The organism is Bacteroides sp. An51A (genome assembly GCF_002161565.1).
GTDB lineage: Bacteria > Bacteroidota > Bacteroidia > Bacteroidales > Bacteroidaceae > Phocaeicola > Phocaeicola intestinalis.
The window spans coordinates 200330-212775 of sequence record NZ_NFIC01000007.1 but is presented as its reverse complement, the minus strand read 5'-3'; the positions used below and the strand labels follow the sequence as shown (position 1 = coordinate 212775).

Genomic DNA, 12446 nt, shown 5'->3' with positions numbered 1-12446 from the left:
TGCGTAATAGTCACTATTCTATTCTTGCATCAGTTTCTGAAATTCCTACGTTCACAAATTACAAGATGAGCATAACGCTTCTTTTTTCTTATGTCTTGGGAAGAGTTACCTCTATCCGAATACAAAATTAGTTATTATATTGATGTTTGAGTATTATATAGAACGGATTTATAACTTAAATTCTCTACTTTTGCTTGGCTCTTCTGTCGGTCTTCGTAAACTATGCCGTAATTTATCAAACTGTTCTTTGAACATGAGAAAACCATTTATGCGTTTTTTCAAATAAAGAGAGTTCAGCCAGGAAATTTCCCTGTCTTTGGCTTCAAGCTCTTGACTGTGTATTCTTAAAGATCGCGTATCTGTTTTCCGTGCTGTTTCTGCATTTGTTGCATCTTAACTTTTAATTCATCAATTTCTTTATCACGCTTGGCAACTTCCTGACGCAATTTTGCATTGACATTATCAATGATTAGAAATTTTATGATATTTCTTGAATGTATAGGTTTGAGAGCCTTTTTATCGTCTCCCTTTATATCTGTCTTTCAATCCTTTTATATCTTTGTCCTTGCAGTCCGTCCTGACCTTCCGGCTTATTGTTCCGCGAAAGTAACGGATAACAGCTGCACCTTGCAAATCCTCACGGCCTGCGGTGGCCGACGGAAATCTTCCTTCTCGGGGAGAAGCGTATTTCTGTCGCCAGATTTGTCCGGTTGCCGTTATCACTTTCGTGGTGCGGAAAAATAAATCCGGCGAAGGTCTTTAAGGACCGAACGCAGGGAAAATAAAAAAACGAAATTAAAAATTTGAAGTATGGAAAAAAACAGTGAGAAAAAAGTGGTCGTTGACGGTTTGACGTTAAAACTTCTGCGTAAGGATGAAAAATGGGTCTTCCCGTTTGTTACCTACTACCAGCACGGACTGGGCAGCCCAATCTGTCTGGAATTGCTTGAATATAAAGAAGACAGCAACGGTTTCGAGCCGGAAGCAGTCATAACCGTCAATCTTCCGGGCGTGGAGCGTAATGCCGGCTGCCAGTTCATCGACACGAACAACAACGGAGAAGCGGTGCTGGACTGGCTCGTGCTTTATGAGTTAGGTGTACCGACTGGCAGATACGCCGCTTCCGGCCATTGCATGTATCCCGAAGTGGACTTCTACCGGAGCGAGCGCTTCATGCGTCAGAAAGAATTTTGCGACAGGCATTTCAACTTCGTCGGCTGACAGGCAGGGGAGGGCAGTCATATTGGGCTGCCTTCATTGCCGGCAATTCCCTTTTTATGGCATACCGTCCCGGCATTTCATCCCTTTTCTACCCGGCTTTTCCCGCCCATGAAGCAAGGTAGGAGGTCTGTGCCACAGTCCGCTCTGCAATCCAAGGTACGGAAGGCTGTGCCGGAGCAACGGCAGTCCGCTTCATGCCGCTCCATGCCGGAGCTTCGACGGATGTCGAAACAACACGGTATTCCGCTATGCAAGGCTTCCTGCCGGATCTTGCTCTGGCACATTCCGCCTTTAATCCGTATCTTTTCTTTCCGGGCCGTCAGTGTCATGGGCAAACGGTGACACATCCCGCTTTGCGCCGGCCTCCATATATTCCGGCAGATCTCAAGGCGGAAAGAGTCCCCTTTCTGTTTGCCCGGCAGACCACTGCTCTCTACCCGCCCAAGCCGTTTCTCCCGTTATATCACCCTTTCCCTCTGCTTTTATCCCCGGCAGGGCCGTCCGTACAGTTATAATCGGTGCGACTTTATGCTTTCTCCGGATGCTTTCTGGCAGTCACCGGTCTGGTTTTACCGCTGCAAATATAGGCCGTCGCGCCTGTCCCTTACGTTTTGAAGTGCATTTCTTGCAAATTCTTCCTTGACAGCCGGGGCTGACAAGAGTAATTGGCAAAAAAAACGACGTGTGCGGCTTTGCCGACAGCCTTTGGTTGCAGCATAAAATCCCGACAGCGGTTCAGACAGAAAGGAACCGAAAAGAGGGAAAATAAAAAAAGGTAACGGCAGGACCAACCACCTTGCCACAAAACATTTTATATTATGTTACATGTACACACTATCGGACGCATCGGCAAAGACTGCCAGGTGATTGCAGGAGCCCACGGCTCATTCATGGCCATGAACATAGCCGTTGACGATTATGCAAAGGGACAGAACGTCACCACATGGGTAAAGGTAAGAAGCAACAAGGAGAACCACATCCGGTTGGCTGAATACCTCACCAAAGGACGGCTGGTGCTTGTTGAAGGCACGCTCTCATCTTCCCTGTGGACGGACAAAAACGGGGAGAGCCAGATTCAGCTTTCCATTACGGCGGAGAGCATCGCATTCATCAATACAGGCAAGAAGGACAGCTCGGCTGGCAGCCCGGACAACATGGCGGCCACAACGGACAGCACACCCGTACTCCCTGCCGATATGCCGCAGGACGACAAGGACGACCTGCCGTTCTGACAAAGGCATCACCGGTGACGGTATGGACTGGACTATGGTATATGCCGTATCCGGCAGTCAGGGGGATCGACCCGCTGCCGGTATGGTGTATGCCGGTTTCAGTTTACACCACAGACAGAAATAAGAACGACCCGAAATGATAGAGATATGAGTAATTACGATTTTATAAAGGCTGGAAGCAAGGTTTTCTGGCATGACCCGGACGGCGGTTTGTCGGACGGTGTGTATCAGGTGGTGGATGTCCCGGAGGAAATCGAAGAGGACAGTATCATTTTGATAGCCTCGGACTATTCGGAGGCGGAAGTATTCGCAGCGGAACTGTCGCCGCTGTGATTTTCTTCAGGTGGCATATCGGAGTTGCCCGATATGCTGCCTGTTCCGCCAATCCTTTTATACGATTTGTGGAAAATTTACCTTTTGTATTTGTCAAATATCACATTCTTTTATACCCATTTATAGCGTTCATCCACACCGTTTCCATCTCCGGCAAACCCGTTTCCCTTTTCTATACGGCCGGGCCTTTATCCTCTCCTGGTCATTCCTGCTGTCACCGGCCATTGGTTTTATCAGATGCAAAGGTCGGCAGTCGCGCTTGATCCGTCGGCTTGAAGTGCATTTCTTGCAAAATTCTTCCTTTCCGTGAAAGAGTAATTTGGCAAGAAAAGCCGCCGTATGAAGCTGTTCCGACGGCCGGAACCTGCATCCATAAAACCCCAAAGGCGGTTCGGCAGAAAAGAACCGACAAGAGGGAAAATAAAAAAACAAGTTATTAACAAATTAATTTTTTTGAATTATGGAAGCAACAAACATGAAGTCAGTAGAGAAGAACATCGCATCGGTAGCATTGGCAGACATTCAGCCGAGTAACTACAACCCTCGCAAGACCTTTGACGAGGCGAGCCTTGCCGAACTTGCCGAGAGCATACGGCAACAGGGTGTCTTGCAGCCCATAGGTGTACGCTCCATTGATGAAAACCGCTTCGAGGTTGTCTTTGGCGAACGCAGATACCGTGCATCGCTCATGGCAGGACTGGAAACCGTTCCGGCAGTCATATACGAAGTGTCGGACGAGGTAGCCGAGGAAATGGCGGTCACGGAGAACCTGCAGCGCAAGGACGTTACACCCATAGAGGAAGCAAACGCCTATCAGAAACTGATAGAGAGCGGACGGCACGATGTGCATTCATTGGCTGTTCAGTTCGGCAAGTCGGAAGACTATATTCGCACACGGCTCAAATTCACGACTTTGATTCCCGAAATCGCAGCCCTTTTGGAAACGGACGAAATCACAATCAGTGTGGCAAGTGAAATCTGCCGATATGGTGAGGACATACAGAGTGAGGTGTACGGCAGGCATCTGAAAGAGGGAGTCATATACGGCAGTTGGCGTGGCATGAAAGCCGTAGATGTGGCGAAACGCATAGAAAGTGATTATACGACTGACCTTGACCGCTATTCCTTTGACAAGACCCTCTGCAAGTCCTGCCCGCACAACACCAACAACATGATGTTGTTCTGTGAGGGCAGTTGCGGAAAGTGTGCCAACAGGAAATGCCTTGAGGACATGAATGCAGCCTATCTTGTGGAAAAGGCCATGCAGATGTTGGCAGACCATCCTACCGCTTCGCTTGCTTATTCTATCTTTTACACCTACAACGACACGACTGTCAAGCGGCTTGAGGAACTTGGCTACGAGGTGGAGAGATTATCATGCCGCCATGAGGACTATCCCGAACTGCCCGAAGCACCCGAAGCGGCAGATTACGAGACCACGGAAGAATACGAAGAAGCCCAAAGGGACTTCGAGCAGGAGCAGGAAGATTACAAGGCTGAATGCGAGGACATATTACGACGAAGTGAAGAGGGGGAAATATCGCTCTATGTTCTTATCGGTAACAAAGACCTCTTTCTCGGTTATGTGGAGAACTCCGCAACGAATACGGCAAACGGCACGTTATCGACAAAGGAGAAAGAACTTACTCCGCTTGAGAAACTGGAAAAGCAGGACAAGCGCAATAAGGAAATCGCCCTTGAAAAGACGGTTGCGGACACCAAGAAGCGGATATTAGAGGTGGACACCGCCGAAACCAAGTTCGGAGCTGACGAGGACAAGATGATTTATTACTTCCTCCTTTCATATCTCCGCAGGGAGCATTACGCAGCCGTAGGCATTGAGGACGAGAATGTGTACTACCTTTCCGACAAGGACAAGTTGCGCATCATTGAAAACCTGAATGGCAAGGCGAAAGCCGTTATCCGCAGGGACTTCTTGATTTCCGAGTTCCAAGACGCACCGGCCAGCGATGCCGCAGCCACCCTCTTGCTCCGATTTGCGGAGAAGCACATGCCCGAAACGCTTGCCGAAATCCGAAAGGGTTATGATGAAGTCTATGAGAAACGCCACCAGCGCATCGAGGAAAAGAAAGCAGTCCTCATGGTGCAGGACAAGGCCAGGCAGGAAGCGGAGCAGCAGGAAGAACCGCAACCCGATGAAACGCCACAAGCCGAAGATGTAGCGGCTTGACCTTTCCATAATTCAGTTCAGAAGCAGGGCGGAGAAATCCGTCCTGCATACTGTTGTGTTATGTGGTGCGTCGGTCATGCCTTTTTTAGTGAAAGCCACAAGGTGCGACGGCGGCACCATGCCGCTGCTATCCCTTTCTAACCGCCTGCCGACCTTTTCCAAAGCCTTGCCTCACAAGGCTCATTCCCTTTATACCGTTTGGGGGCTTCCCATGTTTCCGCCTCCATGCCGTCACCGCCGCAGGTTTTCTACGGTGCGAATGTAGGCTGCCGCGCCTGTCCCCTCCGTTTTGAAGTGCATTTCCTGCAAATTCTTCCTTGCCGGGGCAAGAGTAATTGGCAGGAAAAAACATCGGGAATGGCTTATCCGGCGGCCTCTCCCTGCACCGTAAAACCCGAAGCGGCTCCGGTTGCAGGATGCCGAACAGAGGGAAAAGAAAAAACTTAAATTCAAAAAGATGAAAACATTGGAAGAATTGTTACAAGAGCTTGGATGTGTCGGTGACGCATTCGACAGTACAGGAGAATTTACAGAAGCTGGAGACAAGGCATATCGCTTTCTGTTGGATTTGCTGTATGACATTGAAGGATTGACAGGAGAAAGTGTATCAAGCATAGTCAAGGAACTTGATGGGATATGTAATGAGAATTATTAAAAATCAAAACTATGGACAGAAATATTCAGGAATCGAAAGAGTACAGACTCGCAAAGGAGTGGGAGATGGCGGTGAACAGCTACAGTTTCGACCCCAGAAAATTCGCTGCGGCTATCCCGGGCATGCACCCGACAAATCAGCAGAGCCTTTACCGGCTTATCCGGGAGTGCATCAAGGTCATGGCAGACGACAGCCGCCGTTACGATGACCGCAACAGGGCATCGCATGAGGAGGCGAAGTGCATCATGGAATATCTCAATGAACACGGAAAGTATATACCATTAAAATAAATCGAATATGAGAACAAAAGAATTGGAATTTGACGGCAAGACATACATCTGCCGTATCGTCGATTCAATTGACGGAGAAGAATTGTTGATTGGTTCAACCGAACTGCTTGACGCCTTGCAGCCGGGCAGTTTCGAGGATGTGAACGAAGGTTTTGCCAGTAAGGAAGCGGAAGACCTATACGACGAGGTATTCTACTTTACAGAACCGCAGAATCTTCTTCTGCCGGACAAGGAACTGATTGAAGTCTTGAAGGAAAGCAACTCGGATTGGTTCGAATGAAAAGAGTATAAATCAATCAAAAATCAAGATGATGGACAAAAAATATGTGGTACAGGTCGCACAGACCGTTAGAGAACAACTGATAGCAACGACCCGCATGGAAATCCTCATGTCTTGGGGTATCGGACAATTCACGCCTGCCATATTCAAGGATTTGCCGGGTCTGAAATTCCATGTGAACGGAAGACTATTTCAGGGCGATGTGCTTATATGTCTGAACGGCTCGGACTATTACGAGGTGTATCTTCGGGACGGTACGGGGGTGGAGTGCATCAGTGATGAAGTCTGTTTCGATGAACTGGGAGAGCTAATTGACCGCCGCATCGAGAGCGGGACGGACAAGGAGGAATATGCCCGTTTCTGCGAACAGACGGCGATGTCGCTCAGATGGTACAAATAAAGACATAGGGGAAAAGGATAACCCCGGAGGTCAGGCAAAGACCTTCGGGGCTTATTCATGTTACAGGTTCAGAGCCGTTTTTGCCTGATTTCCGGCATTCTCCTTTACGGATTATTAATTTTGGATGCTTTTCATTATCGCATCTAAAATCAGGACATTTCCGGATATGCTGGATAATTCTTTTAATGCAGTCACTGCTTCCGGCGCGATTGTGTTTCCATGCCGGGAAACAATCCACTCCTTTATTTTCGGAAACACCGTGTCTTCCGTGAGGTCCCATTCGGGGACGAGACACCGTGTGAGGGTATCGAACACGAAATCACGGATACCGTTTTTAACCAGCTTTTCGCAAAACCGCTTCATATTTACCTTTTCATAGCCGAGAAGCACGCATCCGGAATATACGGACAGCAGATCTGAAAACCTGACGGAACCGTATTCGCTGCACTTTTCCGCTGCCTCTGTCAAAAGCGGGAGCAGGTTGGTTTTCAGATAACGCACGCTTCTGCCCATAGAATAACCGGCATGGAGGGCATTGACTGAATGGGTAAGGAATGATTCGCAGGATTGAGCCAGTGAAGTGGCATTATCCGGTTGGTCGTCCGAGGGCTTGCCCGCAGGATGGTTTCTTGCCATCAGCCTTACACGGTCTCTTTCCACGAGTGCGGCCTGCATATTTTCAGCCATGATGTCACGGTAGTGCTGCCATGTGTCTCTCCTGTCACGGCTGCCAGCGAATGTGATTTCCATATAGCCGCCGGATGCAGATGACGCTATTTCCAATTCTCCGCTGCATACAGTCATGTCGGATGCCCTGTCCCACTTGATGCCATCCACTATGAATTCACCGCCGTATATTCCGGTTGGTGCGGGAATGGCTGATACCGGCTCCTTGTTTTCTTTTACCTGTAAATAAATGGCCGAAATATTATAGGCATTCTCTTCGTTCCGGACAGCAGTCACTCCGGCATCGTCCCACACGAGGAAACTCCGTCTGTCGTATTGTATGGTCCTGCCTCTGTCATCCTGCATAGTCTTATGGGTGATCACAATTCTCTCCTTGCCAAAAATCTGCACCATAACCGTGTAGGATAAAGGCATGGACATCTGCCGGCCGTTTATTTTCAACCGGCCCTCTGTAATTTCTACTCCGTCTGTGGCTTGTGTCTCGGAGGCTTCTGCAGGTCCTGTTTTGACGCTTCTTGTCGGTTGCGGCTTTGCAACAGGAGAAATGGTTGGCTGAGATTCAACGAACGGAGGTGCAAACATCAGGGTCACGTCTTCCGACAAGGGAGGCAGCTCGTATTCCCTGTCCGGGTAAGGCTTCGGATAGTTGAGCCAGTATCCCAGTTTCTTCGCTCGGCTTGACGTGCGCAGGAAATTCCAGAAATCTTCCGCCCGGTACAATGCATCTCCTTTATTAAGGGTATTCACGATGACAGTTCCGTCAGGCATCGCATGGATGGATTTGAAGGATTCGTTGCCCAACACGCCGGGACGGAGGCGTAGCACTTCGTCCGTCTTCCGGTTCCAGAGACGGGCATAGTCGGTTCGGTTGCCGTTCGATTGGCTCTCCACCAGCACCCACTCCTTGTAGAACACACGCAAACGGAAAGAGCCGTCCCCTATGCGGAGCGGGGCGATGCGGCAATTCTGTGTCGCCATGTCCAGGTCGAGCAGACCCGGTTCTATCCATATCCCGCTGCAGTTTCTTGCCGTGTAGCTTCCCAACAGAAGGAGGCGGGATGTGTCCGGCACAGGAATACAGCCTTCATCGAATCTGTCATGTCCGGACATTTTGAACGGCATTCCGTAATATTTCCCGTTGCCGTCATAACGGATAACCGGAGAATTGCAAAACTCTCCCGGAATGATATACAGCGTTCCTTTGCCGTCTGTACCGAAACTGGGGGCATACATCAGGTTATCAGGCAGTATGAGCCGGCTTACATGTTTCACACCCCGTGGTGTCATGGTGTGTATGATGGCGCTATGGACATCGCCCAGACACAGATAACGCCCGCACCACCGGAACTCATACTTTTCGTCAACGGCCATATTGCACATGCGCGGCCATTTTTCCGCCTCCAACGGATTCTTGCCTCCTATGACCATTTCTCCCAAAGAGATCGGGTACAATGCCGCATAGAAATCCAGTTCTTCCGAGTATATGAAATGGTGGATTTTTTTCGTCTTCATCTTCACCGGCTGAAGCGGTGTGACACGTAGATCCGCAACGAATGTACCCTGCCATTTCTCAACATCCGCCTGTCGCCATTCCCCATAAGCGAAATAACCCGCAAAACCTCTTGTGATATATCTGTTCCCGTCATCAGGCCATGCCATCCTTTCACGGGGCATCTGCTTGCGCAGCTTTATGGTTTTTGCCTTCATTCCGAAATCATAACGGGGTTGTTTCAGCAGTTTGCAATACTGCCCGTACTTGCAACATTTCTCCTCAAAGGCCTGCATTTTCGCCTGCGGAACCAATGCCAGAAGATATATGTCATCCCCGTTCAGGTCATATAGTGCGTACCCGTATGAGGTAAGCTCCTGTCCCAGGGCAGTAATGCCCATTTCGTGCGAGAAGCAGGAATACTGCATCTCGATTTCATCGAAACGGTCCTCTTTCAATACCGGTATCTCTTCTCCCCATTTTTTCCTTATCTCGTTGAGTGTGTCGCCAACATCCCCCTCGTCCTTGCGTATGTCGAGGTCCTGATCCCGTACCTCCTCCATGCAGTCATGCTCGTATGCCTCCATCATCTCCCTTATCCATTCCTTCACGGCTTTGCCGGATATTCCCCTGGAAGCATACACGTCGGCAGGGACCTTTGAGAAACGGATACCTACCCCCGAAAGTTTGTGCATCAGTATGACAAGCTGTCTGGGAGTGTAGTGTTCATCTTTTATCAGGTATTCGTTATCACGCAGGAGATAGCCGTCCTTTTCATTCCAATGCCCGTGAACGGAGTTGTCCCCGTTGCGTACATGGATGTGGTAGCTCGTGAACCTCGTGTAGTCGCCGTATAAAGCCTGAGGGCCGAACAGTTCGACACTCAGCGTGAACCACGCTTTCCTTTCCGTTTCGTTCCCCGACAGGAGGACCGTTTCCCCGTTGGAAGTGAAACGGAACGATACGGACCACTCGAAAGTGTCTGGGTACGGGATGCCTGCCTCTGCAAGCCATTTCGCCGCTTCAAGATCCGGGATGATTTTCTGGTAATAGCCGGCCAGTTCCTCGGTCAGTCCCTGCAGGTATTCCCGCTCCGGCAGCAGAAGCAGGATGCGGTACAATATGCCAAGTTCTCCCGGTCCCTGCTCCATGAGGGTACGGGCAAGTCCCGACAGGCAGGCAACCGCACATTCGTCCGGGGACTGGGCGAGCAGGGCTACGCAGTACCAGAACCGGATGACATCATAGTTGTAGATTCCGGTTATGCGGTAATCCTCCTTTTCCTGCGGTGTGGAGGGTATGCAGGAATACCCCCGGATGACATCGGCCACGATACGGACAAGGGAGCTGTCCTCCGCATAAGGTTTCATCCGCTCCGTCTCTTTCCTGTTCGTGGGAGCATGGATGTATGAATCGAGGGCGGAGTTCAGCCGCTCTATCTTTCCGGACAATGCCGGGTCGCACCCGGGCGGCACAGGTATGTGGAGTGTGTTACGGTCGTTGACTGCATGGAAGGGTATGACCTCCTGCTGCGGGTTTTCATACATGGCGAGAGTCATGTCCAGGTACCAGTTCCAATACTCCCTACGTTTTTCCACGTCACCTTTCCAGTTATCGGAAAAGGGACTTCCACCGGAGCAGACCAGCGACACTATGAAATCGATGTCCATGCTCTCAGGGTCAAAACTGTCATCATCCTCTCCTTCGTAATCTTCCGGGTTCAGCATGGAGGCCGCATCACCGCAGACAAAATACCCGAGGCTGGCGATGGCCCAGCTCACGGTTGTGGTCGCCTCGTCAGGATTGTTCTGCACATGAAGCCACAGTTCGCCCGACTCCTTCTCGATGTCTTCCACCGAGTCCGGCTTTCTGTAAAGATGCTCGTTTATGCGGGAAAGCAGATGTACATTGTCCATAATCTGTCGCCCCGTGACAGAACAGGCTTTCTTGCAGCATTCGCACATGATTTTCTGCACGGTGAGTACATCGCCGACCTGTTTCATCAGTTCGATACGGCAGGACAGCGGCAGATGCCCCGTGTCACTTTGGGCGATAATGCCTTTCAGTTTCTCTATGGTTTCTTTTATCATTTTCTCTGTATTCTCTCTTTTTTTATGTTAATGAAAACTTGTCGATACATCTCTTTCAGTTCCTCCGGAGCTGCGTCCACCACTTTCTGACCACCCTTGGCGCTGTTTTTGCCCCATATTACATAGCAAACTGTTTCCCATGCGTATTGCAGCACTTCTTCCGGGCTGGCTTCTGTTTCCTGACTGGGGGTATCATCCTCGTCATCATCCTCGTCGGAGGAAAAACCGCTTGGGACGATTTCAGACAGACGGGATTTTGTCTCCAGCAGAGCACCCAGGCTTTCGGCGTTTGCCATCCATGCGGCATAGTCCTTGGAATATTTCATGTCCTGCATGGACAGCACCCCCCGGACAAAAACGGGGACTGTATCGGCGGTAAAGCCGAACTGTTTCACATACTCCCGGAGGAATTTTTCCTGTAAGCGGGAGTGCTCATCATCGCAGAGGTCAAGATAATCCCACACCAACTGCCGCCACTCTTGCCCCAGCATTCCCAAGGCAAACACGGCAAAACTGCCGGGAAGGGCACACAGCTCATCGCTGAGATTGGTGTATTGTTCATATTGCCGCATGGCAAGCCGGGCGTACCGTTCCATCAAGTGGTGGAGGCTGGGGTATTGCACGGCACAGGCAAAAAGTTGGTTTACTCCCTTTTGGGGCAGTCCTGTAATGGGCAGATACTTCTTTTCCGGTCCTTTGAACTCCACAGCATAGCTGCGGGGAAAATCATCCTGCTCCAGAAGCTCACACAGGTAGTTCAGCACTTCATGACAGCATTCCTCCGTATTATCCCTGGCAGTAATACGGATGACGGCAAAGGCATCGTTGGCCGATGCGGTGAAGTGCACTGTTTTTCTCTTTTGCAGGTTGAACGGCAACCTGCCGGTTCCGTTTTCCTTCAGCTTTTCCACTATATCCGGTCGGACTTTCCCGACCAATCCCAACAGGTAATTGGTGTCCAAATACTGGAAGCTCATGCCATATACCTTATAGTTTACCGCCACATAGCAGGCAAAGCGCAGCAGCGGCTCCGGAACTTGCTCTGCATGGATACCTGGTTTCAGGGAATACTCCCGATTCCAGAAGCGATCATCTTCATTGTCTGTTGCAACAAAATACTTTTCCTGCAGCTCCCGTTTGAGCATATCAAGTAGATGGTGGTCAATTTCACCCCACCGGCTCTGGCGGCGCAGGTTTTCGCTGAAGGCGATGGCCTGTTCCGCATCCAGGGTCTCGGCCCGCTGTATTTCGGTCCACGCCCTAAGCAGTTGCCACACCTCAAAGGGCGCACCTTGACTGCTGACCACTACCGGCGGCCAGAGAGAATCAAGCCGCGTGATTCTCCCGTCAATAGCATCCTGGATGCACTGGTCAAAGAGCGGCTGCAATTCCTCCTGTACCTCGGGCTTCATCCAGTAACAGCGCCCGTCCTGGCTATTAAACTTGGGTAAATTCGTTGTTTTTTTCATTGCTATATAAAATCAACTTGTATGTTAATGATTTCACAGAAACCAGCAGGCCTTTATCCCGCATTTCCGGATATTCATTTGCCGTGCAATGCTTCCAGTCCGCAGGGTA

The 12446-nt window shown here is 50.1% G+C and carries 9 protein-coding genes and 2 pseudogenes; 8 read left to right on the top strand and 3 right to left on the bottom strand.

Features of this window, described 5'->3' with window-relative positions:
• Positions 1 to 168: 168 nt before the first annotated feature.
• Positions 169 to 446, bottom strand: a pseudogene (locus B5G04_RS20570) (hypothetical protein); the annotation flags it as partial.
• Positions 447 to 810: 364 nt separating this feature from the next.
• Here B5G04_RS20570 and B5G04_RS14880 point away from each other — a divergent pair.
• The 8 genes and pseudogenes from B5G04_RS14880 to B5G04_RS14835 all read left to right on the top strand — a co-directional run bounded on the left by B5G04_RS14880 (position 811) and on the right by B5G04_RS14835 (position 6602).
• A complete protein-coding gene (locus B5G04_RS14880; RefSeq protein WP_013616486.1) occupies positions 811 to 1221 on the top strand; it encodes a DUF4313 domain-containing protein in 411 nt (136 codons plus the stop codon).
• A gap of 818 nt (positions 1222 to 2039) precedes the next feature.
• On the top strand, positions 2040 to 2453 hold the full coding sequence (locus B5G04_RS14870) for a single-stranded DNA-binding protein (protein WP_087397919.1): 414 nt from the start codon (positions 2040 to 2042) through the stop codon (positions 2451 to 2453).
• A 147-nt stretch (positions 2454 to 2600) separates the two neighbouring features.
• A pseudogene (locus B5G04_RS14865) lies at positions 2601 to 2783 on the top strand (hypothetical protein); the annotation flags it as partial.
• 463 nt (positions 2784 to 3246) lie between these two features.
• Entirely contained in the window at positions 3247 to 4977 is a 1731-nt protein-coding gene (locus B5G04_RS14855; RefSeq protein WP_087397915.1) for a ParB/RepB/Spo0J family partition protein, read from the top strand.
• A 457-nt stretch (positions 4978 to 5434) separates the two neighbouring features.
• The gene (locus tag B5G04_RS14850) at positions 5435 to 5632 is read left to right on the top strand and encodes a hypothetical protein (RefSeq protein ID WP_013616490.1); all 198 of its coding nucleotides are present in this window, start codon (positions 5435 to 5437) and stop codon (positions 5630 to 5632) included.
• An 11-nt stretch (positions 5633 to 5643) separates the two neighbouring features.
• Positions 5644 to 5922: a hypothetical protein gene (locus tag B5G04_RS14845; protein WP_072544701.1), complete on the top strand. Its 279-nt coding sequence runs from the start codon at positions 5644 to 5646 to the stop codon at positions 5920 to 5922.
• A 7-nt stretch (positions 5923 to 5929) separates the two neighbouring features.
• Entirely contained in the window at positions 5930 to 6202 is a 273-nt protein-coding gene (locus B5G04_RS14840; RefSeq protein WP_087397913.1) for a hypothetical protein, read from the top strand.
• Positions 6203 to 6233: 31 nt separating this feature from the next.
• The gene (locus B5G04_RS14835; RefSeq protein ID WP_013616493.1) at positions 6234 to 6602 is read left to right on the top strand and encodes a hypothetical protein; all 369 of its coding nucleotides are present in this window, start codon (positions 6234 to 6236) and stop codon (positions 6600 to 6602) included.
• 114 nt (positions 6603 to 6716) lie between these two features.
• Here B5G04_RS14835 and B5G04_RS14830 read toward each other — a convergent pair whose 3' ends face one another.
• Together B5G04_RS14830 and B5G04_RS14825 are read right to left on the bottom strand one after the other, a co-directional pair.
• The gene (locus tag B5G04_RS14830; RefSeq protein ID WP_087397911.1) at positions 6717 to 10868 is read right to left on the bottom strand and encodes an Imm5 family immunity protein; all 4152 of its coding nucleotides are present in this window, start codon (positions 10866 to 10868) and stop codon (positions 6717 to 6719) included.
• Entirely contained in the window at positions 10865 to 12280 is a 1416-nt protein-coding gene (locus B5G04_RS14825) for a DUF6138 family protein (RefSeq protein WP_052306015.1), read from the bottom strand. The genes B5G04_RS14830 and B5G04_RS14825 overlap by 4 nt, the downstream gene beginning before the upstream one ends.
• Positions 12281 to 12446: the final 166 nt, after the last annotated feature.